This is a genomic window from uncultured Croceicoccus sp., assembly GCF_947496385.1.
In the GTDB taxonomy this organism is placed as follows: Bacteria; Pseudomonadota; Alphaproteobacteria; order Sphingomonadales; family Sphingomonadaceae; genus Croceicoccus.
Map to the genome: position 1 here is coordinate 170563 of NZ_CANMCP010000005.1, position 25841 is coordinate 196403.

The window sequence follows — 25841 nt, forward strand, 5'->3', positions numbered from 1 at the left end:
CCATGCGTCAGATCACCGGCCTGTCCAATCCCACCGTCAAATATCTGCGCGCCCTGCGTGACAAGAAACACCGGCGGCGCGAGGCGCGTTTCCTCGCCGAAGGGCTGCGCCTGCTCACCGACGCGCGCGAGATGAGACACCTGCCCGAAACGCTCGCCATGGCGGAGGGACGCGAGCCGCATCCGTTACTCGCGACGCTGATCCATGATGTCGAGGCGGCAGGCGGCGATGTCATCGCATTGTCCGAAGCGGCCTTGTCCAAGATCACGGGCAAGGACAATCCGCAGGCCGTGTGCGGCGTGTTCGCCGAATTCGACACGGCGCTCGACCATATCGACCGGACGCGTGCGCCGCTTTTCCTCGTGGCGCAGGCGATGCGCGATCCGGGCAATCTGGGCACGATGTTGCGCACGGCGGATGCGGTCGGCGCGGGCGGGCTTATCCTGATCGACGATTGCGCGGATCCGTTTTCGGTGGAGGCGGTGCGCGCCAGCATGGGCGCCATTTTCACCGTCCCGCTGGCGATGGCGCGCTGGAACGAATTCGTGCCGTGGCTGCGCGGCGGGACGGGACAACTTGTCGCCGCATCCCTGCGCGATCCGCACGATTATCGCGGCGCCCCCTATGCCGCGCCGTGCTTCGTCATGGTCGGCAACGAATCGCAAGGCCTGCCGCAGGCGTACGAGGCGGAATGCGACCTGCGCGTCACGATGCCGATGCTGGGCCGCGCCGACAGCCTCAATGCCGCGATTGCGGGCGCGGTGCTGGCCTACGAGGTGCTGGCGACGCTGCGCGACTGACCCTGCGGGTTCAGCTTTCGGTCGGGACGGCTTCGTCGCTGTCGGCGAAATTGTTCAGCCGTCGGGGGATCGAATTGATCGGCGGCGCGTCGAGCAGCTCCTTGGCCGAGGTGTCGATCGACAATTCCTCGAACCGTTCGCCGGTCTTGCGCAGATTGGTGTCGAAGGAGCCGACCAGCGCATCGAAATGCTGATTCGTGGATTGCAGCCCCTTGCGCAGGCTCGACAGGTGGCGCGCCACGACGGCGAGCCGTTCGTAGAGCTCCTTGCCGAGCTTCGCGATCTCGTTCGCGTCGGCCTGCTCGCCCGCCTGCCGCCAGACGGTCGCCACGGTCAGCGCGATCGACATGAAATTGAGCGGCGACGACAGCACGATCTTGCGCTGTAGCGCGTAGTTCAAAAGATGATTGTCCTGTGTCAGCGCGGAATAGAGCACATGTTCGCCCGGCACGAACATCACCACGAAATCGGCCGAACCGGCGACGTGATCCTGGTACCGCTTGGCCGAAAGCTCGTCGATATGGGTGCGCAATTCGCGGGCATGCGCCTTGAGCAGTTCCAGCCGTTCCTCCTCGCTCTCCGCCTCGTTCGCGCGGGCGTAGGTGTTGAAGACATTCTTCACATCGACGACGAGCCGCCGCCCGCCCGGAATGTTGATCACCGCATCAGGGCGCAATTGCCCCGTATCGCCCGCCACGCTGACCTGAAAATTGAAATCCGCCTTGTCATGAAGGCCGCAGCTTTCGAGCAGGTTTTCGAGCTGGAGTTCGCCCCAGTCGCCGCGGGCCTTGGTCGCGCCGCGCAGCGTGGTGGTGATGCGATTCGCCCCTTCGAGCACGCGCTCCTGCCCGGCGCGCATCTCGCCGATCACACCCTTGAGCTGGTCGAAGCCCGACGCATTGTTCTTTTCGATCTCCTCGACCCGCTTGCGATAGCGTTCCAGCGTCTCGCCCACCGGCGCCACTTTCTTTTCCAGCGCGGCGAGGCTTTCCTTGTTCAGGGCGTCGAGGTCGGTCTTCGCCTTTTCGAAAAACCGCCCCTGCACCCCGGTCAGCATCTTTTCGCCGATCTCGTTGAACTTGGCCTGCAACTTGTCCTCGGCCTCGACGAGACGCTTCATCTCGCGGGCAAAATTCTCCTCCCGGTCGGCGAACCGCTGTTCCAATGCCTTTTCGCGTTCGCTTGCCTCACTTTCATGGCGGGCCAGCGCGTTTTCCGCGGCATTGCGCGCGCGCGCCTGCTCTTCCAGCTTTTCGCGCAAGCCCTGCAACTCGCCGCGCAGGTCATGGAGCGCGCGGGACCGTTCGCCATGCTCCGACCGGACCCCGGCAAGCTCGGCGCGCGCGCCGCTCAACGCCTGCTCGCTCTCGCCCAGCCGGCGTTCCAGGTCGGCGGCGCGGTCTGCGCGATCGCTCATCGTGGCGAGTTCCGAAATCGCCTTGCGATAGGCGTCCTCGGTCTCGCGCAGCTTCGTCTCCGCCTCGCCATGGCGGCTGCGCCATTCGGCAACGGGTCGCGACCCGAGAAAATAGCCGGCGGCCAGCCCCGCCAGCAGGCCAAGGATAACGATCAGGATTGCAATGGGTTCCATGCGCCGGAACATACTATGAACGGGGCACGCGGCAAGCCCCCGCCGCCGCTCTCCCGGAACTTATTCCCCTCTCCCGGAACTTATTCCCCGGCATTTCGCTCCTTTATCAAAGGAGAACGTACCCATGTCGATTCAGAAGATGATTTCCGAACACCCCGCCGTCGGGGACGATTACAATGACAGCCTCGGCCTCGCGGTGAAACATGCGCTGTATTGCGCGGCGATCTGCAACAGCTGCGCCGATGCATGCGTGGCGGAAGAAGGCGACATGGCGCGCTGCATCCGCCTGTGCAGCGATTGCAGCGACATCTGCACCGCGACCTACCGCGTCGCCAGCCGCCGGACCGACGAAAACCGTGCCATCATCCGCGACATGCTCGCCCTGTGCATCAAAGCCTGCGAAACCTGCGCGGAGCAGTGCGAGAGCCATGACGATGCGCATTGCCGCCGCTGTGCCGAGATGTGCCGCGAATGCGCACGCGATTGCAAGGCCGCGCTCGACGACCTGCGCAAGGAAGCCGCATAACAAAAAAGGCCGGGGTCACATGCCCCGGCCTTCCCCGTTTCACCGACGCGCGGCGATCAGGCCGCCATGCGCATCTTCTTAAGCTTTTTCAAAGCCATCTGCCGTTTCAGCCGCGACAGGTGATCGATGAACACGATCCCTTCGAGATGGTCCATCTCGTGCTGCAGGCAGATCGCCATCAGCCCGTCCATCTCCTCCTCGTGGACCGTACCGTCGAGATCCTGCCACCGGGCGCGGATGTGCGAAGGGCGATCCACCTCGGCATAGATGTCGGGGAGCGAGAGGCAGCCTTCGGAATAGGTCTGCAACTCCTCCGACGGGTCGAGGATTTCGGGGTTGATGAACACGCGCGGGTTCTTCTTCACCGGGCGATGATCGTGGCCGCATCCGTGATCGCCGCAATCCTCCGCCGGCGCATCCTCGTCCGGTTCCTGAAGATCGATGACGAGCACGCGTTTCGGCACGCCGACCTGCACGGCGGCAAGGCCGATGCCGGGGGCGGCATACATGGTTTCGAACATGTCCTCGACCAATGTGCGCAATTCATCGTCGAACTGTTCGACGGGGGTGGACACCTGCTTGAGCAGCGGATCGGGAACTTCGATGATTTCTCGGATAGCCATAGGTGCCATTTAGGGCGCCCCGGCCCATCCGGCAAGACGCGCCGCCGCGAAAGGGATCAAAGTGGCTTGCGCGCCCGCAACGCCTGCGCCAGCGTTCCTTCGTCGAGATAGTCGAGCTCGCCGCCCACCGGCAGGCCATGGGCGAGCTGCGTCACGCGCACGGGCCGCCCCTCCAGCCGCTCGGCAATGTAATGCGCGGTCGTCTGCCCCTCGAGCGTGGCATTCATGGCGAGCACGACCTCATCCACCCGCACGCCGTCCACGCCTTCTCCATCGACGCGGTCGAGCAGCGCGCCGATCGACAGATCCTCCGGCCGCACCCCGTCGAGCGCCGACAACCGCCCGCCCAGCACGTGATAGCGCCCCGGAAACAGCCGCGCGCGGTCCAGCGCCCAAAGATCGGCCACATCCTCCACGACGCAGATGCTGGACGCATCGCGGCGCGGATCGGCGCAGATACCGCAAGGGTTGCGCGTATCGACATTCCCGCACACCGTGCATTCGACGAGCGTTTCGCGCACCGTGTCAAGGCTGTTCAGCAAATCGACGAGTGCGGTTTCGCGCCGTTTCACCAGCCACAGAACCGCCCGCCGCGCCGAACGCGGGCCCAGCCCCGGCAGCCGGGCGAGCGCGCCGGCCAGTGCCTCGATCTCTTGCGATGCCATGTGGGGGCAGATAGGGACTGCGCCCGGTGATAGGAAGACACAACATGCGCGTCATATTCATGGGCACCCCGCAATTCGCCGTTCCCACGCTGGAGGCGGTGATCGCGGCCGGGCACGAGGTGATCGCCGCCTATTCGCAGCCGCCACGCCGCGCGGGACGGGGCAAGAAGCTGCAAGCCTCCCCGGTGCAGCAGGTGGCCGAGGCGCATGGCATTCCCGTCCATACGCCCGCCTCGCTCCGCGGCGAGGAGGAACGCGCCGCTTTCGCAGCGCTCGATGCCGATGTAGCGGTGGTCGCGGCCTATGGCCTGTTGCTGCCGGTGCCGGTGCTGGAGGCGCCGAAATACGGCTGCCTCAACGTCCATGGCTCGATCCTGCCGCGCTGGCGCGGGGCGGCGCCGATACAGCGCGCGATCCTCGCCGGCGACCAGACGACCGGCGTCACCATCATGCAGATGGAAAAGGGGCTGGATACCGGCCCGATGATCGAGAAACGCCGCACGCGGATCGAGCGCAAGACCGCGAGCGAGTTGACCGAGGAAATCGCCCGGATGGGCGCGGAGGCGATGGTCGATGTGCTGGCGAGCCTTCCCCATGTCCGACAGGAGGCGCAGCCGAGCCTCGGCGTGACGCATGCGGCCAAGATCGACAAGGCGGAGGCGCGGCTCGACTTCACGCAGAGCGCGGAGCAGCTCGGCCGGCAGGTGCGCGCCTTCGCCCCGCGTCCCGGAGCGTTCTTCGAATGGGAAGGCGAGCGGTTTCGCGTGCTGGAGGCCGAGGTCATCGGGCGCGAGGGGCCGGCGGCGACCGTGCTCGACGATATGCTGACCATTGCGTGCGGCTATGGCGCGCTGCGGCCCACCATGGTGCAGCGGGCGGGCAAGCCGGCAATGCCGACCGCCGACATGCTGCGCGGCCATCCCATTGCGGCGGGGACCGAGATCCGGTGACGCGCTTTGCCCTGACGCTGGAATTCGACGGCGGCCCGTTCATGGGCCTGCAACGGCAGAAACACGGCCCCTCGGTGCAGCAGGCGGTGGAGGAGGCGGTGCACGCCATCACGCATCAGCATGCCGCGATGCATGCCGCGGGCCGCACCGATGCGGGCGTGCACGCCATCGCCATGCGCGCGCATATCGACGTGGACCATCCGCGCGGGGCGGATCACCTTCGCGACGGGCTGAACGCGAAATTGCGCCCGGCGCCTGTCGCCGTGACCGATTGCGTCGTCGTACCCGATGAATGGCATGCCCGCTTTTCGTGCACCGGGCGGCGCTATCTCTATCGCATTGCCAACCGGCGCGCGCCGCTGACGCTGGATCTCGGCCGGGCGTGGCAGATGGGCATCCCGCTCGATGCAGAAGCGATGCACGACGCGGGTCAGGTGCTGATCGGGCATCACGATTTCACCACGTTTCGCTCCACCGCGTGTCAGGCGAAGAGCCCGATGCGCACGCTCGACCGCCTCGATGTGGAGCGGGTGGCCGGCGAAATCCACGTCCACGCCGCCGCGCGCAGCTTCCTGCATCATCAGGTGCGCTCGATGGTGGGGTGCCTCGTGCGCGTGGGCATGGGCCGTTGGACCAAGGGCGATCTGGCCGACGCGCTCGCCGCGCGCGACCGGCAGCGGCTGGCGATGAATGCCCCGCCGCAGGGGCTCTATTTCGTGGACGCGACCTACGACCCGGATTGACCCGCCGCGCCGCGCCTCTTCCGCACCAGCACCCAATATGCCGCCCCCGCGGCAATCGCCCCGCCCACGACATTGGCCGCAAGCTCGGCGGTATAGACCGCATCCGCGCCCCACGCGCTCTGCAATATCCACGCCACCGGCACCATGATCGCGAGCACGCGCAGGAGCGATTGCAGCAAGGCAAGCCCGGCATGGTCCACCGCGTTCAACGCCCCGTTCGACGCGATGAGCAGGCCATAGCCGCCGTAACCCCACACCCCGATCTCGACATAATCGGTGAGCGCGGCGATCACCGCCGGATCGTCGGTGAACAGCCGCGCCAGCGCACCGCGCGCGAGAAACAGCGCCAGCCCCACCGCCGTGCCATAGGCGACACAGAACCCCGCCGCCAGCATCGCGGCATGGCGCACCCGCCCATGGCACCCCGCGCCCCAGTTCTGTCCCACGATGGCGCCGATCGCCCCCGAAAGGCCGAGCAGCGGCACCACGGCAAAGCTTTGCAGCCGCCCCGCCGCGCCGAACCCGGCAACGGCGGCCTGCCCCTCCGCAGCGAGAAAACCGGTCAGCACGGACAGGCCGATGGGATTGATCGAATTAGAAAAGGCCGCCGGCCCCGTCACCCGCGCCAGCGCCAGCGCATCGCCCAGGCCCGCATGGCGCAATGCGGAAACCGACAATCCGACCCGACTGCGCGCGAGCAGGACGAGCCCCATCGCCATTGCGCTCGCAAACCCGCCGATGCTCGCATAGGCGGCGCCGGCGATGCCAAAGCCCGCCATGCCGAACGCGCCATTGATGAGCACGGGATCGAGCAGCCAGTTCACCACCGCAAAGGTGATCAATATCGCCATCGAATGCCGCGCCAGCCCCTGCCCGCGCAGCGCCCCGTTGGCGCCCATCATCAAGAGCTGCAGCGGATAGAACATTGCATAGGGCCGCATATACGCATCGATGAGCGGGAGCAGCGTATCCTGCGCCTGCATCAGTTCGAACAACGGCAAGCGCCAGATGAACAGCGCCGCCGCCAGCACGAGGCCCAGCCCCGCCGCAACGCCGATCCCCATCGCGGCCAGCCCGCGCGCATGATCCATGTTCCCCTTGCCCAGGGCGCGGCTCACGACCGAGCTGATCCCCGCCATCACCCCGACGCCGAGGCTGGACAGCGCGGTCGTGACGGGAAAGATGAACGCCACCGCCGCCAGCGCATCGGCGCCGAGCTGCCCGATGAAATACGCATCGATGATGCCGACCGACATGATCGCCGCGACCCCGACGATGAGCGGCGCGGTCTGCGTGACCATGAGGCGCGGGATCGACCCCGTGACCAGTCGTGCCTTTTGCGCGCGGCGCGGTTCTGAGGATGCGGTTTCGTCGGCTGTATCGGACATGCGAAGGCCCTTAACGCGGATCACGGCGCTTGTATGCCCTTCCCGCCATCTTGTGCGCGGGGCGGTCCGGCGCGCATGTTCGCGTCATGCTCTGGCCAAACGGGGCGGGAGCGGCCATGACCATACCCAAAGATGAAAAACACGAAGGAGCCAACCGCATGACCGCGACCACAGCACGGCATATCTATTCGAAACTCGACGCGGACGGCACGCTGACCGTCGGCATCGCGGAGGAAAGCCTGCCCGAACCGACCGGCTCGCAGGTTCTGATCGAGGTGGAAGCCGCGCCGGTCAATCCCTCCGATCTCGGCCTTCTGTTCGGGTCCGCCGATCTTGAAAATGCCGAGTTCGGCGACGGCACGATCACCGCGCAAATGCCCGCCCCCGCCCTGCGCGCGATGCAGGGCCGCGTCGGGGAGGCCATGCCCGTCGGGATCGAAGGCGCCGGCCGCGTCGTGGCCGCCGGCGATGACGCGGCGGCACAGGGGCTGATGGACCGGCGCGTCGCCTGCGCAGCGGGCGGCATGTATGCGACGCACCGCGTCGTGGAGGCGCGCGAATGCATGACGCTCCCCGATGACGTCCCGGCGGAGCTGGGCGCTGCGTCCTACGTCAATCCGATGACGGCGCTCGGCTTTACCGAAACCCTGCGTGCAGAGGGCGGCAAGGGTATCGTCCACACCGCGGCTGCGTCCAACCTGGGCCAGATGCTCGTGAAGATCTGTGCCGAGGATGACATTCCGCTCGTCAATATCGTGCGGTCGGACGAACAGGTAAAGCTCCTGCGCGACATTGGCGCAAAGCATGTCGTGAACAGCAGCGACGACGATTTCTTCGCCCGGCTGAAGGACGCGATCGCCGAAACGGGCGCGATGACCGCCTTCGACGCGATCGGCGGGGGGCGCATGGCCTCCACCATCCTGACCGCAATGGAACAGGTCGCCTCCGCGAACGACGAATACAGCCGTTATGGCAGCAGCACGATGAAGCGGGTGCATGTCTATGGCGCGCTGGACCTGTCCGCCATCGAACTGACGCGCAGCTTCGGCTTTGTCTGGACGGTTTCGGGATGGCTGCTGATGCCGTTTTTGACGCAGGCCGGGCGCGACACGGTGGAGCGGATGCGCGGCCGCGTGCGGGACAATCTCACCGGCATGTTCGCGAGCCAGTATTCCGCGCGCGGCGATCTGTCCGCCATGCTGCGCCGTGAAAACGCGCTGTCCTACAATGCGAAGAAGACGGGCGAGAAATTCCTCGTCACGCCGAACGGGTAAGCGGCGGTCAGTTCGCGCCCGGCACCGCGCGGATCATGAACTGCCGCCAGATGCGCGCCGGTGCGTCGCCGCCCGAAATGCGGCTGCGGTCGGCGGCGTCCGCATCGGCATAGACCCACACGCCCGCCACGATCCCCCCGGCCCAGCCGACGAAGACCGCATTGCGGTTTTCCTGGCTGGTGCCGGTCTTGCCGAAATTGGGAATGGGGAGCCGGGCGGCCTGCCCCGTGCCGCGGTTCACCGTTTCGCGCAGCATCTCGATCATCTCGGCATGGACGCGGGGGTCGAGGCGGTAGCGTCCGCCATGATCCTCCGGCTCACCGCGGGCGGGCTGCACCGCATAGGGGTGCACCGGATATTCGCCGCGCGCGACGCCCGCATAGGCGGCGGTAAGCTGCAACAGGGACACGTCCGCCGTTCCCAGCGGCAATGACGTATCTGCCGGGTCCATCGCCGCGTCGATGCCGAAATCCTGCGCGAGCGAGACGACCGCGTCGCCGCCGACCTGATTATAGAGCCGCGTCGCGACGACATTGCTGGAATGGACGAAGGCATCCTCCAGCGTGATCTGCCCGCGATAGGCATTGCCCGCATTGCGCGGCCCGCCGGGCATCTCGGTATCGCTCACCATCATGCCGGGACTCATCCCCTGCTGTAACGCGGCGAGCCAGACGAACAGCTTGAACGTGGAGCCGGGTTGCCGCCCGGCCAGCGCGTGGTTGAATTGATTCGCGTTGTAATCCTTGCTGCCGACCATGGCGAGCACGGCGCCGTCGGGCCGCATCGCGACGAGCGCGACCTCCGCATCGCCGACATCGACCGAACGCACCGCCGCCTCCGCCGCGCGCTGCACCTCCACGTCGAGCGTCGTCGCGATGATCGGCGCATCGGCGCCATACCCCTCCGCCACGGCGAGCCGGCGGATCCAGTTGGTGAAATGGGCATAGCGCGGCGGTTCGCGATTGGATTGCAGGCGCAGCCGCGCATCGGGCATCGCGCGGGCCTCCGCTTGCGTCAGATAGCCTGCATCGACCATCGCGATCTTCACCACGTCGGCGCGGGCGCGGGCGGCGGCGGCATGGACGCTGGGCGCAAGGCTGCTCGGCGCCTTGGGCAGACCGGCGAGCAGGATCGCCTCCTGCGGGGCGAGATCCTCCGGCGCCTTCCCGAAATAGCGCATGGACGCCGCGCGCAGGCCATAGGAGCGGTCGCCGAAATAGATCTTCGAGAGATAGCGTTCGAGGATTTCCTCCTTCGTCAGCCACAATTCGAGCCAGAGCGCCGTCGGCACCTCCAGCAATTTGCGCCCCATCGTGCGATCGTGGCTGTAATAGGTGACCTTGGCGAGCTGCATCGTGATGGTCGAGCCGCCCTGCATCGACCCGCCGCCCAGATTATGGACGAACGCCCGCGCCACCCCGCGCGGATCCACGCCCCAGTGGGAGAAGAACCGGCGATCCTCGATCGCGAGGAAGGGCTGTATCACGTGGGCGGGCAGCATCTCCGCCTCCACAGGGGCGAGCACCACGTCGCCGCCGCGCGCGATCGGCTGACCGTCCTGCGACACCAGCACGAAGGGATCGCCATGCGGATCGAGCGTTTCCGAAACGGGCTTCGTCGCGGCGAGCCACACGATCGTGAGGCCGAGCAGCACGACGAACGCCACAGCCCCCCATTTGACCAGCCGCGCGGTGAGCGTGAACGGCAGCAGCAGGCACCCGGCGATACACCCCCGGCGCCGCGGTTCGTCCGGCGGCGCGGGGTAATATTCGTCCGCATAGGGATCGGCGCCGCCGTCCCGCTCGTCCCAGTCATGGCCGGAACCGTAGCCCTGCGATTCTTCGAGATAGCCGGGTTCGTCCGCGATCCGCGCGTCATCGCGGCGCGAACGGCGCCACCACCTGTCGCGGCGCGGCTTTTCGAAATCATCCGCCATGACGCACCGCCCTACCCGATGGCGTGCCCGGCCGCATCCGGCCGACGCGCATTATCCGGCGCGCGACACGACGCTTTCGGGAAGGTCGGTGCCAAAGACGCGCTGATAATATTCGGCGACCAGCATGCGCTCGGTCTCGTCGCACTTGTTGAGGAAGGACAGGCGGAAGGCAAAGCCGACATCGTTGAAGATGCGCGTGTTTTCGGCCCAGCTGATGACCGTGCGCGGCGATGCGACGGTGGAAATGTCGCCATTGATGAACCCTTCGCGGGTCAGATCGGCGACCTGCACCATCTTGCGCACGAGGTCGGGTTCGGCATCGGGCACCTGCGCGCGCACGATGTTCACTTCGGTCGCCTCGGGCAGGTAATTGAGCCCGACGACGATGTTCCAGCGGTCCATCTGCCCCTGGTTGATGGCCTGCGTGCCATGGTAAAGCCCGCTGGTATCGCCGAGGCCCACCGTGTTGGCGGTCGCGAACAGGCGGAAATGCGGATCGGGGCGGATGACGCGGTTCTGATCGAGCAGGGTCAGCTTGCCGCTGGTTTCCAGGACGCGTTGGATGACGAACATCACGTCGGGGCGGCCCGCATCATATTCGTCGAACACCAGCGCGGTCGGCGTCTGCAGCGCCCAGGGCAGCAGCCCTTCGCGAAATTCGGTGACCTGCAACCCGTCGCGCAGCACGATGGCATCGCGCCCGACGAGGTCGATCCGGCTGATATGCGCATCGAGATTGATCCGCACGCAGGGCCAGTTGAGCCGCGCGGCAACCTGCTCGATATGGGTCGACTTGCCTGTGCCGTGATACCCCTGCACCATGACGCGGCGGTTGTGCGCGAACCCGGCCAGGATCGCGAGCGTGGTGTCGGGATCGAACACGTAATTGGGATCGGTATCGGGCACGCGCTCGTCCGCGCGGCTGAAGGCCGGGACCTTCATGTCGATGTCGATCCCGAAGGTCTCGCGCACGTCCACTTGCATGTCGGGCGCGGCCAGTGCGGTTTCGTGGCTGTTCGTGTTCTGGGTAATGTCGTTCATGGCACCATTGCGGTTAAACATGTGCCGCGGGCGGGGCAACAGGCAATCGGCCACGGCGCCGGTTTTGCATCACCCGAAGCGGCCCGCGCGGCGAAGATGCTGATACGCGGCGACGACCTGTTGCAGGCGATTTTCATGGCTGCGGTCGCCGCCGTTGCGGTCGGGATGATACCGCCGGACAAGTTCGGAATAGCGGCTTCGCAATTTCTGCCGGTCGGCATCGACGCAAAGGCCCAGCACGTCGAGCGCCCGGGCATCCTCGCCCGAAACGCCGGCGCGGCGGGCGCGGTCCTCTTCCCGCCATTGTCGTTCGCGGTCCGACCGGCGGGCCCGGGCGCGCGCCGAAATCGCCTCCAGCGGATCGTCGAAATCGGCCCAGCGCGGCGCACCGTCAATGCCCGCCGTCGGCGAATAGGCCCGCGAATCGCGCCATCCGGACACGGGCGATTGCGCGTCGAGGATTTCCTCCGCGCTCATCCCTTCGAAAAAATCGTAGCCTGCATTGAACTGCCGCACATGGTCGAGACAGAACCAGCGCCACTCCCCCGGCCCGTCGAAACCGGGGCCGCGCGCGCCCGGCGCACGAAATTCGCCCGCCTCCTCGCATCCGGGGGCGTGGCAGATCGTGCCGGGATTTTCGTGTCGTCCATGGAACCGGTCTCGTGACATCGCCATTGAAATGATACGCCCGCCCCGAAATGTGAACCCCCCGAATTGAAAGCACCCCCATCATGCCCCAACCCAATTCCCCATCGGGCCCGCTCGAAGCGGAAATCCGTGAACGGCTTACCGCCGCATTCGCGCCCGCCAGGCTCGACGTGAAGAACGACAGCGCCGCCCATCGCGGCCACATGGGCGACGACGGCAGCGGCGAATCGCATTTTTCGATCTTTATCGAGGCCGACGTATTCAAGGATCGCTCCCGGCTCGAACGGCAGCGCATGGTCAACCACGCGCTGGGCGACATTCCGGGAGAGCGCGTCCACGCCATCGCGATCAAAGCCGAAGCGCCGGGGATCGTCCCATGAGCTACGATCTGTGGTACTGGCCCGGCCTTCCGGGGCGCGGCGAGTTCGTGCGGCTCGTGCTGGAGGCGGCGGACATCGCCTATACCGAGCCGGCCCGCGCGTCCGGCCTTTCCACCGATGACGGCATGTCGAAAGTGGCCGAACATCTCGCCGCGATGAAGAGCCGGCCGGCGTTTGCCGTGCCGCTGCTCGAAACGGCAGGCGAATCGATTGCGCAGACGCCGAACATCATCGCCTTCCTGACCGAGGAGCACGACATCGGCACGAATGATGCAGCGGCCCGGCGCTATATGAATCAGCTGCAGCTCGACATCGCCGACATGACGGAGGAGGTGCACGGCGTGCATCATCCCATCGCGACCTCGCTATATTACGAGGATCAGAAGGACGCGGCGATGCAGGCGGCGGAGGATTTCCGCGAAAACCGCATCCCCAAATATTGCAATCATTTCGAGGCCGCCGTGCAAGCGAACGGCGGCGACTGGGCCATCGGCAAGACGTGGAGCGGGCTGGATGCGTCGCTTGCCTATCTGCTCGACGGGCTGCACTGGATGTTTCCGAAACGCATGGCCGCCCTTGCCGGGGATTATCCGAAGCTGCACGCGATCCGCGACGCATTCTTTGCCTTGCCGCGCATCGCCGAATACCGGAAAAGCGACCGGTGCCAGCCTTTCGGCAAGGAGGGCATCTTTCGCAACTATCCCGAACTGGACGCTGCATGACCGACCCCATTTTGAAAACCGTCACGCCCGTAAGCCACGATCTCGGCGCGTTCACCGTGCATCGGGCCGTGCCGCAGCAGGCGTGCCGGTCGGTCGGCCGCTTCGTCTTCGTCGACGAATTCGGGCCCAGCACGCTCGACATCGGGACCGGCATGGACGTCCGGCCGCATCCGCATATCGGCCTGTCGACCGTCACCTATCTCCTCGAAGGGGCGATCGAGCACCGCGATTCGCTCGGCAGCAGGCAGGTTATCACGCCCGGCGCGGTCAATCTGATGACGGCGGGGCGCGGTATCGTCCATTCCGAACGGTCGCCTGCGGACGAACGCGCCGCCGGCCCGCGCCTTTTCGGGACGCAGACATGGCTCGCGCTTCCCGATGGGCAGGAGAATATCGACCCGGCGTTCGAATCCATCGCGTCGAAGGATCTTCCCATCGTTGCCGACGGCGGATCGCAGGCGCGGATCATCATGGGCACCCTGTGGGGCGAAACCGCGCCGACCACCTGCCATGCCGAAACGATCAATGCCGACATCGAACTGGCGCCCGATGGCAAGATGCCGGTCGACGCGGACGTCGCGGAGCGCGCGGTGATGCTGCTCGCCGGCGATGCGAGCATTGACGGCATTGCGCTCGACCCGTTGAAGCTCATCGTGCTGCGCCCCGGCGCGGCGGCGGTGCTGTCGTCGCGCGACGGGGGCCGGGTCTTTCTGCTGGGCGGGGAACCGGTGGGCAAACGGCACGTGTGGTGGAATTTCGTGCACAGCAGCCGCGACCGGATCGAGCAGGCGAAGGAAGACTGGCGCGACGGCAAGTTCCCGCGCGTGCCGGGTGACGAGGCGGAATACATCCCCTTGCCCGACCGGCCAAAGACTGTCAGCTATCCTTGAAAGAAAACGGGGTATGGGACAGGCCTATGAAAACGGTGCAGCTGGCTAACGGAATCGAATTGCAGGTTCGCGACGAAGGGCCGCGCGATGCGCCTGCGCTGATCTTCCTGCACGGTTTCCCCGAATCGCACCGCACCTGGCGGCATCAGATCCCGCATCTGTCGCACCGCTTTCGCTGTGTCGCACCGGATCAGCGCGGATACCGCCATTCGTCGAAGCCCGGCGGGCCGGAGCATTACCGGGCCAGCCTGCTGGTCGGCGATGTGTTCGCGCTCGCCGACGCGCTCGACATCGGGCAATTCACGGTCGTCGGGCACGATTGGGGCGGCGCGATCGCATGGGCCGTGGCGATGGCGGGACAGCCCAACGCCGATCCGGTCGCGGCAAGCCCCCATGCCGGCCGCGTCACCCGCGCGATCATCGCCAATGCCCCGCACCCCGCGGTGATGCAGACGCTTTTATATACCGACCCGGAACAGCGCGCCGCCTCCCAGTATATTCGCGTGTTCCGCGATACCGGCAATGACGCGTTGATCGAACAGGGCGGCCTGCTCCCCCTGCTGGCGAAGGCATTTCCGGACCGGGATTCCTCACCCCGCCCGGAAGCCGAGGAGCAGGCCGCGTTGATCGAGGACTGGTCCGATCCGGAGCGCGCGTTCGGCATGATCAACTGGTATCGCGCATCCGCCATGGACGTGCCGCCGATGGACGCGCCCTTTGCCATTCCCGACGATGCAAAGGCGATCGCCATGCCACAGATCACCATCCCGACGCTCGTCATCTGGGGGATGGAGGACCGTGCGATCCGGCCTGCCAATCTCGACCGGCTTTCGGATCATGTCGACGATCTTTCCATCACGCGCATTGCCGATGCGGGTCATTTCGTCATCTGGGAGCGGCCGGAGGCGGTGAACGCGGCGATGGACGGGTTTCTCGGCACGGGCGAACGGTAACGCCCATTGCCAGCCAAGGCCGCGACGCCTAAGTCGCGGCTGTCATGACAAAACCGCTCACCTTCGCCATTCCCAAGGGTCGCATTCTCGACGAAGCCCTGCCGTTGATGGCCCGCGCCGGGATCGTTCCCGAACCGGGCTTCCACGACAAGGCCAATCGCGCGTTGAGCTTTGCGTGCGAGGATCCCTCGATCCGGCTCATCCGGGTGCGCGCGTTCGACGTCGCCACCTTCGTCGCGCACGGCGCCGCGCAGGCCGGGATCGTCGGCTCCGACGTGATCGAGGAATTCGATTATTCCGACCTCTACGCCCCCGTCGATCTCGACATCGGGCACTGCCACCTGTCCATCGCGGAGCCGGTGGACGGGGCCGAAGAAGACGGGCGCAGCGCCAGCCACATGCGCGTCGCGACCAAATATCCCAACATCACCCGCCGCTGGTTCGAGGCGAAGGGCGTGCAGGCCGAATGCGTGAAGCTGAACGGCGCGATGGAACTCGCGCCCTCGCTCGGCCTTGCCAGCCGCATCGTCGATCTCGTGTCGACGGGCCGTACGCTGAAACAGAACGGGCTGGTCGAAACGGCAAAAATCCTGCCCGTGTCGGCCCGGCTCATCGTCAATCGCGCCGCGCTCAAAACCGACAGCGCCCGGCTCGGCCCCATGATCGAGGCGTTTCGCGCGCTGGCCGAACACAACCCGGGCCATGAGGCGGCGGGCCTGCCCGCGGGTGCGGCGTAATGCGCAGGCTGGACGCATCGGACGCGGATTTCGACACCGCCTTTGCCGCCATCGTCGCCGACCGGCGCGAGGAGGACGCGGGCGTCGGGCGCGACGTCACCGCGATCCTGGCGCGGGTGAAAGAAGACGGCGACGACGCGCTCATCGCCTATACCGAGAAATTCGATTCCCATACGCTGGCCGGCAATGGCGACGCGGGGTGGACCATCGGGGCGGAGGAATGCCGCGCGGCCTATGACGCGCTGGCCCCGGCGCTGCGCGATGCGCTCGAAACCGCGGCGGCGCGCATCCGGGCCTATCACGCGGCGCAATTGCCCGAGGATCGCGATTACCGCGACGATGCGGGCGTGCGGCTCGGCGCGAAATGGCGGGCGGTGGATGCCGCCGGGCTTTACGTGCCGGGTGGGCGCGCGGCCTACCCGTCCTCGCTGCTGATGAATGCGATCCCGGCGAAGGTGGCGGGCGTCGAACGGCTCGCCGTCGCGACGCCGACGCCCGGTGGCGCGGTCAATCCGCTCGTGCTGGCCGCCGCCCATGTCGCCGGGGTGGACGAAATCTGGCGCGTCGGCGGGGCGCAGGCGATCGCCGCGCTTGCCTATGGCACCGGGCGGATTGCGCCGGTCGACGTCATCACCGGCCCGGGCAATGCCTGGGTCGCGGAGGCGAAGCGGCAATTGTTCGGGGTGGTGGGCATCGACATGGTGGCGGGGCCGTCGGAAATCCTCGTCATTGCGGACGCGGACAACGACCCGGCGCATATCGCCGCCGATCTGTTGAGCCAGGCCGAGCACGATCCCGTCGCGCAATCCATCCTCATCACCGACGATCCCGGCTTTGCCGCCCGTGTCGCGGACGCGGTGGAGGATGAGCTGGCCCGCCTCCCCGATCCGGGCGTCGCGCGGCAAAGCTGGACCGATCATGGCGTCATCATCACCGCACCGATGGCCCGCGCGGCCGAGCTTGCCAATGCACTGGCCGCCGAACATGTGGAACTCGCCGTGGCTTCGCCCGAACCGCTGCTGGGCGCGATCCGGCACGCAGGGTCGGTCTTTATCGGCCGCCATGCGCCCGAAGCGGTCGGCGATTACGTGGCGGGGCCGAACCACGTCCTGCCCACCGGACGACGCGCCCGGTTCGCGAGCGGGCTGTCCGTGCTCGATTTCATGAAGCGGACGAGTTTCATCGAACTCGACCGCGCGGCACTTGCCGCCATGGGTCCCGCCGCCGTCGCACTGGCCGAGGCGGAGGGGCTGCACGCCCATGCCCGATCGGTCGCCATCCGCCTCGAAGGAGAAGATTCATGAGCATTTCGCTGCACCACGCGCTCGTCCCCCAGTGGATTCAGATGATCGACGGGCTTGAGCGTGTGCTCACCAAGGCGGACAGCCATTGCGGCGAAACCGAGCGCAGCGAGGACGAGTTCGTCCAGATGAAGCTTGCCCCCGACATGCTTGATTTCGCGTATCAGGTGAAATCGGTGCGCACCCATTCCATCGGCGCGGTCGAAGGTGTGCGGGCCGGCGTGTTCAGCCCGGACATGTCCGAAAGCCCGCGCGATTTTGCCGCCATGCGCACGATGCTCTCGCAAACGCGCGACGCGATCAACGCGCTCGACCCGGCGGAGTTCGAGGGCTTTATCGGCAAGCCCGTCGAATTCCGTTTCCGCGATTTCGTCATGCCGTTCGACGGGGAGGAATTTCTCCTCTCCTTCTCGCAACCCAATTTCTATTTCCACGTGACGACGGCCTACGCGATCCTGCGTCAGGCCGGTGTCGCGGTCGGCAAGTTCGACTATCTGGGATCGGTCCGGAAGAAAGTTTCATGACTCAAAAAGCCCGTTCGCAATCGCGCTCCGCCGCGCGGCTGGCCGCGGTGCAGGCCCTGTATCAGCACGATATGGAAAAGACGCCGATCACGCGCCTGCTCGACGAATTTCATCAGCACCGCCTCGGCCGCGAGATCGAGGAGGCGCAATATGCCGATGCCGAGGTCGCGTTTTTCGACGATCTGGTAAAGGGCGTCGACGCCCGCCGCGAAGAGATCGACACCCGCATTACGGAGCGGCTGGCAACAGGGTGGTCGCTGACCCGGCTCGACCGCACGATGTTGCAAATCCTGCGCTGCGGCACGTATGAGCTGATGGCCCGCGCCGACGTGCCCACGGCCAGCGCGATCAGCGAATATGTCGACGTCGCCCATGCCTTTTTCGAAGCGCGCGAGGCAAAATTCGTGAACGGCCTGCTCGACGCGATTGCGAAGGATGTCCGGTCCTGAAACCCGCGCGGTGACCGGTCCCGGCGACGATAGCGGCGAGGCGCGCTTCATCGCGGCCATGCGCGCTCTCGCCACCGGGCCGGGCTCGCGGGCTCTTGCCGATGATGCCGCGGTTCTCGACGCGCATGGCCCGCTCGTCGTGACGCATGACATGATGGTGGAGGGCGTGCACTGGCTTCCTTCGCAGGACGCCGCCGACGTCGCGTGGAAACTGGTCACCTCCAATCTGTCCGACCTTGCCGCAAAGGGGGCACGTCCGGTGGCGCTGATCCTCGGCTACATGCTCGGCGATGCGGCGTGGGACGCGGCATTTGCGGACGGTCTTCGCGCGGTGCTTGCCGTCCATCCCGCGCCGCTGCTCGGCGGTGATACGGTGGCCGGGCCCTCTTCTGCTGCCACGCGCACGCTCGGCCTCACGGCCATCGGCGCGCCGGTGCGCAACCCGCCGCCCGCGAGAGCCGACGCACAGGTGGGCGACCGCGTCTGGGTCACAGGCGTGCTCGGCGCAGCCCTTGCCGGGTTCGAGGCGTTGCAGCGCGGCGTCGACGATCCCGCGCTGACCGCCGCGTTCCGGCGACCCGAACCGCTGCTTGCCACAGGCGCGACGCTGGCGCCGGTGGTGCACGCGATGATGGACGTGTCCGATGGCTTGCTCATCGATGCGCGCCGGATGGCGGAGGCGAGCCGGACCACGATCGCGATCAACAGCGCGGCGGTGCCCGTCCACCCCGCCCTCGCGGACCGGCGGGACGAGGCGATGCGATGGGGTGACGATTACCAGCTGCTGTTCACCATGGCCGACGGGATCGCCCCGCCGGTCGACGCCTGCTGCATTGGCACGGTGCTTGCGGCGGGACGCGAGCCCGTACTGATCGATCGCGTGCCGCCCGATGGATCGATCCCGCTCGGTTACGCGCATGGGCGGGACACGGCGCCCAAGGATTGAGGCGCCGCACGACGATGCGCGATTGACCCGGACCACGCCCGGCGGCACAGGATGGGTCATGACCGAACCGATCAACCCGCTCGACGACGATATCACGCCTGCCGAAAGCGTCGCGGGCCTCATCGCGCTGCTCTCCCCGGAACAGGTGGGCGAGGACCGTTTCGTCGGCCCCCGCAAGCCGGGCGGACGCGGACGCATATTCGGCGGGCAAGTCATCGGCCAGGCGATCGCCGCCGCGCAGATGACAGCCCCCGAAGGGCGCACCGCCCATTCGCTCCACGCCTATTTCCTGCGCGGCGGGGACGAGGACCATCCCATCGACCTGATGGTGGAGCGCGATTTCGACGGGGGGAGCTTTTCGAACCGCCGGGTGATCGCAGCACAAAAGGGCCAGCCGATCCTGAACCTGACGGCGAGCTTTCAGAAACCGGAGAGCGGGCTTGAGCATCAGTTCCCGATGCCGGACGTGAAAATGCCCGAAGATCTGCTCGATGAAGACGCTCTCGTCCGCAAGCTGGCTGGGCCGAAACGCGGAACCATCGCCTTGTTTCACAAAAGTCGCGGGTTCGAGGCGCGCGTACCGCCGATGCGCTTTTCCGAAGATGCCGGTCCCAACGATGGCTATATCTGGTTGCGCACGCTGGCCCCCCTTCCCGACGACCCGGCGGTCCATCGCAACGTGCTCGCGCTGTACAGCGATTACGGTCTGCTCTCGGCTGCGCTGCTGCCGCATGACATGGTGTTCCACAATCGCGATATCAAAGCGGCGAGCCTCGATCATGCGATATGGTTCCACGGCGATGCGCGGATGGATGAATGGGTGCTCTACAGCTTTGATTCGCCATGGGCGGCGAATGCGCGCGGGTTCACGCGGGGCGCGTTCTATACCCGCGATGGGCGGCTGATCGCCTCCACCGCGCAGGAAGGTCTGATCCGCCCGAAATCCGTCAAGAGCGCCTAGCCGCCGCGCGCCTTTATCGCGCGCTCGCCATACGCGTGGGGCGCAGGGGCGTGCCGAGTCGTTCGCGCGCAATGGGCAAACAGCCGTGGCCGCTGGCCTTCACCGCCCGGCACATGCGGGCCGCGTCCTGCGCGTCGAAACCGGCGGCACCCACCCGGTAATAGGTGCGCCCCGCCACGCGCGCGGTCCCGATGGCGGGCATGACGCCGCGCAAATTGGCATAGCGCGACTGGAACACCGCCCACCCGGCGCGGGCGTCGGCCATGGAAAGAAACGAGCCGAGTTGCGCGACATGGCTTCCCCCCGCGCCGGCCTGCGGCAGGGCGGCGGGCGCGCGAACGGGCACCACGGCCGCGGAGCGCGGCGCAGCTTTGGCCTCCACCTTCGGCGCGGCGGAAAGCCCGCTCGACGCAGGCAGGGCCGTCGTGGAAGCCGTCGCGATCGCCGGCGCCTCGATACGCGGCAGATCCACCGCACCGGCAGCGTTGAGCGCAACCGCATCCGGCGCAGGCTCATTCGCGAAGGCCGGTGCCTGCGGTTGTTTGAGAGCGAGTTGCAAGGGTTGCCCGCGGTCGCTTACTGCAAGGGTCGTGCCCAGAAGCCCGGCGATCCGCTGCGCCGAAAGATCGGGGCGCGCCGTCATCGCCCAATGGGTGATGCGCTGGTCGAGCCTGTCCGCCGGCACATCCTGCGCCGCCATGATCCGTGCGTCGCGCCAGCGCCCGTCGAGCGCAAACGCATAGGCGAGATTCTGCCGCGCCCGCACGCTATTGTCGCCGGCGCGGATCGCATCGGTCAGGATCTGCACCCCGCGCGCCGTTTCCCCCGCGAGCGCGAGCGCCAGACCCCGTTCGCTCGCCGGAATGGCCGTGCCCTGCGCCTCGATCGTGGTGACGGCGATTCGCGGATATCCCGTTCCGATCTGCGCCAGGGCCAGCATCAATGCCGTGCGCGCCGACCCGTCGCCTAGCGTGACCGCATCGCCCAATGCCTCGCGTGCGGACACCAGCCGCCCGGCGTCGAGATAGGCACGCCCCAGCATCGCACGCGTCGCCGCATCGTCCGGCCGGGCCAGCACCGCCCCCTCCGCAAGGGCGATCGCCGTGTCGCTCTGCCCCGCATCGAGAGCGGAGGCGATCTGGCTTTCCGTGCTTTGCGATGCGGGATAGAATGACGAACACCCCGCCAGCACGGCGGAGCCCAGCACGGCGAGGCCGAGTTTTCGCGCGCCGTTTCGTGTGCGGGCGAACGGGTCGATCATGAAAGCATCCTCGTGCAGGCAGGTGACTGGCTTCCCGCAGTCTCGTGGCCTATCGCTAATATTCGGTTAAGGGCTTTGAAAATCCGTGCGCAGCATGCAGTGCGGGCCTCATGGCAGACATTTCCGCTTCGCCGTGCACCACCCTTGCGGGCGCCGTCCCGCCGGATCCGGCCGCCTCCTCCTCGGGCCGGATCGATGCGCTCGATCTCGCGCGCGGGATCGCCGTGCTGGGCATCGTGGTCATCAATATGGAGGGCTTTGCCGGGCCTTTCGCGGCGGTCGGCAATCCCGACTGGAACGGTCATGCGGGCGTCGCCGATTTCGTCAGCTTTTCGGTCGCCGCGCTTTTTTTCGAAGGGAAGATGCGGGCCCTTTTTACCCTGCTGTTCGGCGCGGGGATCGTTTTTTTCGCGGCGCGTCGTTCGCCCGGCGGCGATGCCGGGGACGGGGCGGCGTTGGCCCCGCAACTGCGGCGGCTGGGCTGGCTCGCGGTGTTCGGCTATCTGCATTACCTGGTGTTGTGGCGGGGGGACATATTGTTCCTCTACGCGGTGGCGGGGACGTGTGCGCTGGCGTTTCTGCGGTTGTCGGCGTTGCGGCTGATCGTGGCGGGACTGCTCAGCACGCTGATCTTCGGTGCCTATTGCACGTGGGGGGTCGGCCCGATCATGATCGCCATCGACGCGGCGGTCCACGGCCATGCCAATGCCGAACAGATCGCCTCGCTATCCGATTATACCGACGGGCTTTCGATCGAGAGCGCCGCCGATCGCGCGCTGTTCTCCAGCGGCATGGCGGCGCAGATCGGGCATCGGCTGGCAAGCGATCCGTTCTATCCGCTGCTATCGCTGAAAATCTCGGTGTTCGAGACGCTTCCGCTCATGCTTCTCGGCATGGGGCTGGCGAAGGGCGGGTTTTTTACAGGGGCGGTTTCACGCTCCGAACTGGCGCGGATCGGGTGGGCCGGGTGCCTGCTCGGGCTGGTATGGGCGGCATTGTCGCTGGCCTGGCTCTTCCATGTCGGGTTCTCGCGCGCGGCGACCCCGTGGCTGTTCTACTACACCGGTCTGCCCGGACGCATGGCGATGGCGCTCGGCTATCTCGCCATCGTGGTGCGCTATGCGCCGGCGTGGATGGAAACGGCGCTGGGGCGGCGCTTTGCCGCGGCGGGGCGCATGGCCTTTACCAATTATATCGCGACCAGCCTTGTCATGACATTCGTCTTCCACGGCTGGGGACTGGGCCTGATCGACCGCGATTTCGGCCATGCGGGGCTGATGGTGTTCGCCGGCGCGATGGGCGCCGCGATGCTGGCATGGTCGGCGCCGTGGCTGCGGCGATTCGGGTCCGGCCCGCTCGAACTGGCGTGGCGCAGGCTGGCGCTCATCGGAGCCACGCGGCGCAAACGCGACTGATTATCAATAGTGCTTGCTCTTGCAAGAGATTCGCATTACCATCCTTTCCGAACAGCACGGAAAGGTCCTCGCTCCGATGATTGTCTGCATCTGTAATGCCATCCGCGAAAGCCAGATTCGCACCGCCGCCCGCAATTGCCCCGGCGATGCGGAGGCGGTCTACCGGTCGCTCGGCTGCGCGCCGCAATGCCGCCAATGCCTCGACGATGCGACCGACATTCTCGATGCGGAGCGTTGCGCCGCCTGATCGGGATCGATGCGCGCGGTTTCGGCGCCGGATCCGGAAAAACTGCCCGATACGGCTTGCGCGACGGGGCGGTGGGCGCCATCACCCTGGCCTGCCTGATGCAACAAAGGACGCGCCATGAAGGGTGACACCAAGGTCATCGAATATCTGAACAAGGCCTTGTTCAACGAATTGACCGCCATCAACCAGTACTGGTTGCATTACCGCATGTTCGACCATTGGGGCATGGCGAAACTGGCGGAATATGAACGCCACGAATCCATCGACGAGATGAAGCATGCCGACTGGCTTGCCGACCGCATCTTCATGCTCGACGGGCTGCCCAATTTTCAGAATATCGGCCGGCTGAAGGTCGGCGAAACGGTCGAGGAAATCCTCAAGGCCGACCTCGCGATGGAGGAGGAGGCCATCCCTCTCCTGCGCGAAGCGATCGAGCATTGCGAGAAGGTCAGCGATTTCGTCAGCCGCGAATTGCTCGTCCGCATCCTCGAGAACGAGGAAGAGCATGTCGACCACCTCGAAACGCAGTTCGAAATGATCGCGCGCATGGGCCTGCAAAACTACGTACAGCTGCAATCCGCGCCGATCGGAAGCGAGAAGGACAGCGGCAATTTCTCGGGCCGCGACCTCGGCTGAGACCGCATGTTGCGCTGGCGGGGCCGAACGCGGCACCCGCCAGCCGCGGCATCACGCCGGCGTCATTCCTTGGTGTGATAGGGGTTCTTCGGGCTGCGCAGCGTGAGCCGCACGGGCACCGAACCAAAGCCCAGCTCCCGCCGCAATCCGTTGACGAGATAGCGCCGGTAGCTTTCGGGCAGCTGATCCAGCCGCGTCCCGAACAGCACGAAGCCCGGCGGGCGCGTGCGAACCTGCGTGATATAGCGCAGCTTGATCCGCTTGCCGCCGGGCGCGGGCGGCGGATTTTGCGCCAGCGCATCGTCGAACCACCGGTTGAGCGCCGCGGTCGGCACGCGCCGATTCCAGATATCGCGCAATTCGTGCGCGGCGGACAGCATCGCGTCGGTCCCCTTCCCCGTGCGCGCCGACACCGCGATGAGCGGAATGCCGCGCGCCTGCGCCAGCCCTTCGTCGAGCGCGGCGCGGATGCCGTTGAAAAGGCCCGACGGATCCTCGGCAATGTCCCATTTGTTGATGGCCACCATCAAGGCGCGGCCTTCCTCGATCACATGGCTCGCGATCTTGAGATCCTGATGCTCCAGCCCCTGCGTCGCGTCGAGCAGGAGAACGACCACCTCGGCGAAATCGACCGCGTGTTTCGCATCGGCAACGGCCATCCGCTCCAGCTTTTCGGTCACGCGCGCGCGCTTTCGCATGCCCGCCGTGTCGATCAGCTTGATCGGCATCGTCTCGCCCGATTTCGGGTCCTGCCATTGCCAGTCCACCGCGATCGAATCGCGCGTGATGCCCGCCTCCGGCCCGGTGAGCAGGCGATCTTCCTGTAGCAACCGGTTGATCAGCGTGGATTTGCCCGCATTGGGACGCCCGACGATGGCGAGCTGCAACGGGCCGAGCGGCCTGTCCTCCCCCTCGTCCAGCGCCGGCGCCTCTTCGGGTTGCAGCGGTTCGAGATGCGGCAGCAGAACCTCGAACAGATCGGCGACGCCCTCGCCATGTTCGGCGGACAATGCGACCGGATCGCCAAGGCCCAGCGAATAGGCGTCGAAGATACCCGAATCGCCGGCCTTGCCCTCGGCCTTGTTGGCGACGACCACCACCGGCACATCCGCCCCGCGCAGCCAGCGGGCGATTTCCTCATCGAGCGGGGTCAGCCCCGCGCGCGAATCGAACACGAACAGTGCCAGCGTCGCGCCCTCAAGCGCCGCCTCGGTCTGCTTGCGCATGCGGCCAGGCAGCGAATGGGGGTCATCGTCCTCCCACCCGGCGGTGTCGACGATGGTGAATTTCAGGCCGAGAAGATCCGCCTCGCCAAATCGCCGGTCGCGGGTCACGCCGGGCTGGTCATCGACCAGCGCGAGTTTCTTGCCCACGAGACGATTGAAAAGCGTGGATTTGCCCACGTTGGGGCGGCCAATGATGACGACTTCGGGAAGCATGCGCGTCAGTTGGCCCGCCTGCGCCGCAAGCGCAAGCGAATTGCGGATTCAGAGGCGATTGCGCGGGCTGCGGCGTTCAGCCCTTTTTCGCGACCGGAGCGTCGTCGCCGAGATCCTCGTACCACGCTTCGACCGGACCATTCAGCTTGATGGTCAGCGGGTTGCCCTTGCGATCCATCGTCTTGCCGGCCTGCACCCGGACCCACCCTTCGGAGATGCAATATTCCTCGATATCGCGACGCTGAGTACCCTTGAACCGGATTGCGATTCCGCGGCGGAGGCGGTCCGCGTCGAAAAATTCGCTGCGCGGATTGATCGCCACGTGGTCGGGCGGCAGCTTTTCCACATTGCCTTCGGTTTCGGGGGCCTCGGTTTCGTGGGCTTCGGTTTCGGGCGTGCTGTTGTCGTCGGTCATGGAGCGCGCATGTAATCCCGGGGCGCCCTTTGTCAACGAAATGCGCTTTTCACCGACACGGCTTGTCAATGGCGATCCATTCTGGCAAAGGCGCGCGACACGTTGACGGCACCGTCGGATGATATCCGGCCCGAAGCCGCGACGGGCGCGTAGCTCAGTGGTAGAGCACACCCTTCACACGGGTGGGGTCGCAAGTTCAATCCTTGCCGCGCCCACCACGATTTCAACGACTTAGCTGATCTCGTAAACCACCGTATGAAAAAAGTATGAAACGGATTTCCCGGGCATTGCTTGGTCGTCGGGAGAAAGTTCGGGACTCTGCTCCAATCGGTTCAAAGTTTTGACGGAACCTCATGTCGGGGAGCGCAGGCGGGGTTGCC

The 25841-nt window shown here is 66.3% G+C and carries 28 protein-coding genes and 1 tRNA gene; 19 read left to right on the plus strand and 10 right to left on the minus strand.

Annotated features, from left to right (window positions below):
- The first annotated feature begins 2 nt into the window (after positions 1 to 2).
- Entirely contained in the window at positions 3 to 800 is a 798-nt protein-coding gene (locus tag Q0897_RS10165; protein WP_299309371.1) for an RNA methyltransferase, read from the plus strand.
- Between the two features lie 10 nt (positions 801 to 810).
- On the opposite strand, the gene rmuC is transcribed toward Q0897_RS10165, so the two are convergent.
- Positions 811 to 2391, minus strand: coding sequence for a DNA recombination protein RmuC (gene rmuC, locus Q0897_RS10170; RefSeq protein WP_299309285.1), 1581 nt, complete (start codon positions 2389 to 2391; stop codon positions 811 to 813).
- A 124-nt stretch (positions 2392 to 2515) separates the two neighbouring features.
- Here rmuC and Q0897_RS10175 point away from each other — a divergent pair, with 124 nt between their 5' ends.
- Positions 2516 to 2917 (plus strand): four-helix bundle copper-binding protein, encoded by a 402-nt coding sequence (locus tag Q0897_RS10175; RefSeq protein WP_202086061.1) that lies wholly within the window; start codon positions 2516 to 2518, stop codon positions 2915 to 2917.
- A 56-nt stretch (positions 2918 to 2973) separates the two neighbouring features.
- On the opposite strand, the gene Q0897_RS10180 is transcribed toward Q0897_RS10175, so the two are convergent.
- Positions 2974 to 3540 (minus strand): peptide deformylase, encoded by a 567-nt coding sequence (locus Q0897_RS10180; protein WP_202086063.1) that lies wholly within the window; start codon positions 3538 to 3540, stop codon positions 2974 to 2976.
- Positions 3541 to 3596: 56 nt separating this feature from the next.
- A complete protein-coding gene (recR, locus tag Q0897_RS10185) occupies positions 3597 to 4205 on the minus strand; it encodes a recombination mediator RecR (RefSeq protein ID WP_299309288.1) in 609 nt (202 codons plus the stop codon).
- A gap of 44 nt (positions 4206 to 4249) precedes the next feature.
- Between recR and fmt the strand changes: the two genes are divergently transcribed.
- Together fmt and truA are read left to right on the plus strand one after the other, a co-directional pair.
- Positions 4250 to 5155, plus strand: coding sequence for a methionyl-tRNA formyltransferase (fmt, locus tag Q0897_RS10190; RefSeq protein ID WP_299309289.1), 906 nt, complete (start codon positions 4250 to 4252; stop codon positions 5153 to 5155).
- The gene (truA, locus tag Q0897_RS10195) at positions 5152 to 5898 is read left to right on the plus strand and encodes a tRNA pseudouridine(38-40) synthase TruA (RefSeq protein ID WP_299309291.1); all 747 of its coding nucleotides are present in this window, start codon (positions 5152 to 5154) and stop codon (positions 5896 to 5898) included. The genes fmt and truA overlap by 4 nt, the downstream gene beginning before the upstream one ends.
- Here the strand turns inward: truA and Q0897_RS10200 are convergent.
- Positions 5883 to 7286, minus strand: a complete 1404-nt coding sequence (locus tag Q0897_RS10200; protein WP_299309293.1) for an MATE family efflux transporter — start codon at positions 7284 to 7286, stop codon at positions 5883 to 5885. The genes truA and Q0897_RS10200 overlap by 16 nt on opposite strands.
- 158 nt (positions 7287 to 7444) lie before the next feature.
- Between Q0897_RS10200 and Q0897_RS10205 the strand changes: the two genes are divergently transcribed.
- Positions 7445 to 8560: a zinc-binding dehydrogenase gene (locus Q0897_RS10205; protein WP_299309295.1), complete on the plus strand. Its 1116-nt coding sequence runs from the start codon at positions 7445 to 7447 to the stop codon at positions 8558 to 8560.
- 7 nt (positions 8561 to 8567) lie between these two features.
- Here Q0897_RS10205 and Q0897_RS10210 read toward each other — a convergent pair whose 3' ends face one another.
- From Q0897_RS10210 to Q0897_RS10220, 3 genes are all read right to left on the minus strand, one after another.
- Positions 8568 to 10496: a transglycosylase domain-containing protein gene (locus Q0897_RS10210; RefSeq protein WP_299309297.1), complete on the minus strand. Its 1929-nt coding sequence runs from the start codon at positions 10494 to 10496 to the stop codon at positions 8568 to 8570.
- A 51-nt stretch (positions 10497 to 10547) separates the two neighbouring features.
- On the minus strand, positions 10548 to 11537 hold the full coding sequence (gene cobS, locus Q0897_RS10215; protein ID WP_299309372.1) for a cobaltochelatase subunit CobS: 990 nt from the start codon (positions 11535 to 11537) through the stop codon (positions 10548 to 10550).
- A 69-nt stretch (positions 11538 to 11606) separates the two neighbouring features.
- Positions 11607 to 12206 (minus strand): J domain-containing protein, encoded by a 600-nt coding sequence (locus tag Q0897_RS10220; protein ID WP_299309374.1) that lies wholly within the window; start codon positions 12204 to 12206, stop codon positions 11607 to 11609.
- A gap of 62 nt (positions 12207 to 12268) precedes the next feature.
- On the opposite strand from Q0897_RS10220, the gene Q0897_RS10225 reads away from it, so the two are divergent.
- Genes Q0897_RS10225 through Q0897_RS10270 form a run of 10 tightly spaced genes read left to right on the plus strand, consistent with a single transcriptional unit; the run spans position 12269 to position 20048 of the window.
- Entirely contained in the window at positions 12269 to 12565 is a 297-nt protein-coding gene (locus Q0897_RS10225; RefSeq protein WP_299309299.1) for a BolA family protein, read from the plus strand.
- Positions 12562 to 13287 carry a glutathione S-transferase gene (locus Q0897_RS10230; protein ID WP_299309300.1) on the plus strand — a complete coding sequence of 242 codons (726 nt, stop codon included), beginning with the start codon at positions 12562 to 12564 and terminating at the stop codon, positions 13285 to 13287. Before Q0897_RS10225 ends, Q0897_RS10230 begins: the two co-directional genes overlap by 4 nt.
- Positions 13284 to 14177, plus strand: a complete 894-nt coding sequence (locus tag Q0897_RS10235) for a pirin family protein (RefSeq protein WP_299309301.1) — start codon at positions 13284 to 13286, stop codon at positions 14175 to 14177. Before Q0897_RS10230 ends, Q0897_RS10235 begins: the two co-directional genes overlap by 4 nt.
- A gap of 26 nt (positions 14178 to 14203) precedes the next feature.
- The gene (locus Q0897_RS10240; RefSeq protein ID WP_299309303.1) at positions 14204 to 15130 is read left to right on the plus strand and encodes an alpha/beta hydrolase; all 927 of its coding nucleotides are present in this window, start codon (positions 14204 to 14206) and stop codon (positions 15128 to 15130) included.
- Between the two features lie 44 nt (positions 15131 to 15174).
- On the plus strand, positions 15175 to 15867 hold the full coding sequence (gene hisG, locus Q0897_RS10245) for an ATP phosphoribosyltransferase (RefSeq protein WP_299309304.1): 693 nt from the start codon (positions 15175 to 15177) through the stop codon (positions 15865 to 15867).
- On the plus strand, positions 15867 to 17171 hold the full coding sequence (gene hisD, locus Q0897_RS10250; protein ID WP_299309305.1) for a histidinol dehydrogenase: 1305 nt from the start codon (positions 15867 to 15869) through the stop codon (positions 17169 to 17171). The genes hisG and hisD overlap by 1 nt, the downstream gene beginning before the upstream one ends.
- A complete protein-coding gene (locus Q0897_RS10255) occupies positions 17168 to 17692 on the plus strand; it encodes a DUF1993 family protein (RefSeq protein WP_299309306.1) in 525 nt (174 codons plus the stop codon). The genes hisD and Q0897_RS10255 overlap by 4 nt, the downstream gene beginning before the upstream one ends.
- Positions 17689 to 18141 carry a transcription antitermination factor NusB gene (gene nusB / locus Q0897_RS10260; RefSeq protein WP_299309307.1) on the plus strand — a complete coding sequence of 151 codons (453 nt, stop codon included), beginning with the start codon at positions 17689 to 17691 and terminating at the stop codon, positions 18139 to 18141. The genes Q0897_RS10255 and nusB overlap by 4 nt, the downstream gene beginning before the upstream one ends.
- Positions 18128 to 19087, plus strand: coding sequence for a thiamine-phosphate kinase (gene thiL, locus Q0897_RS10265; RefSeq protein WP_299309308.1), 960 nt, complete (start codon positions 18128 to 18130; stop codon positions 19085 to 19087). The genes nusB and thiL overlap by 14 nt, the downstream gene beginning before the upstream one ends.
- A gap of 58 nt (positions 19088 to 19145) precedes the next feature.
- Positions 19146 to 20048: an acyl-CoA thioesterase II gene (locus tag Q0897_RS10270; RefSeq protein ID WP_299309310.1), complete on the plus strand. Its 903-nt coding sequence runs from the start codon at positions 19146 to 19148 to the stop codon at positions 20046 to 20048.
- Between the two features lie 13 nt (positions 20049 to 20061).
- On the opposite strand, the gene Q0897_RS10275 is transcribed toward Q0897_RS10270, so the two are convergent.
- Positions 20062 to 21309, minus strand: a complete 1248-nt coding sequence (locus Q0897_RS10275) for a tetratricopeptide repeat protein (RefSeq protein ID WP_299309311.1) — start codon at positions 21307 to 21309, stop codon at positions 20062 to 20064.
- A 110-nt stretch (positions 21310 to 21419) separates the two neighbouring features.
- On the opposite strand from Q0897_RS10275, the gene Q0897_RS10280 reads away from it, so the two are divergent.
- The 3 genes from Q0897_RS10280 (at position 21420) to bfr (ending at position 23607) form a co-directional block, all read left to right on the plus strand.
- On the plus strand, positions 21420 to 22724 hold the full coding sequence (locus Q0897_RS10280; RefSeq protein WP_299309313.1) for a DUF418 domain-containing protein: 1305 nt from the start codon (positions 21420 to 21422) through the stop codon (positions 22722 to 22724).
- Between the two features lie 76 nt (positions 22725 to 22800).
- Positions 22801 to 22971 carry a (2Fe-2S)-binding protein gene (locus tag Q0897_RS10285; protein ID WP_299309315.1) on the plus strand — a complete coding sequence of 57 codons (171 nt, stop codon included), beginning with the start codon at positions 22801 to 22803 and terminating at the stop codon, positions 22969 to 22971.
- A 117-nt stretch (positions 22972 to 23088) separates the two neighbouring features.
- A complete protein-coding gene (bfr, locus tag Q0897_RS10290; RefSeq protein WP_202086097.1) occupies positions 23089 to 23607 on the plus strand; it encodes a bacterioferritin in 519 nt (172 codons plus the stop codon).
- Between the two features lie 62 nt (positions 23608 to 23669).
- On the opposite strand, the gene der is transcribed toward bfr, so the two are convergent.
- The gene (der, locus tag Q0897_RS10295; RefSeq protein ID WP_299309316.1) at positions 23670 to 25046 is read right to left on the minus strand and encodes a ribosome biogenesis GTPase Der; all 1377 of its coding nucleotides are present in this window, start codon (positions 25044 to 25046) and stop codon (positions 23670 to 23672) included.
- A 76-nt stretch (positions 25047 to 25122) separates the two neighbouring features.
- Positions 25123 to 25461, minus strand: a complete 339-nt coding sequence (locus tag Q0897_RS10300) for a DUF3297 family protein (RefSeq protein WP_299309318.1) — start codon at positions 25459 to 25461, stop codon at positions 25123 to 25125.
- Between the two features lie 143 nt (positions 25462 to 25604).
- On the opposite strand from Q0897_RS10300, the gene Q0897_RS10305 reads away from it, so the two are divergent.
- Positions 25605 to 25679, plus strand: a tRNA-Val gene (locus tag Q0897_RS10305).
- The last annotated feature ends 162 nt before the right edge of the window (positions 25680 to 25841 follow it).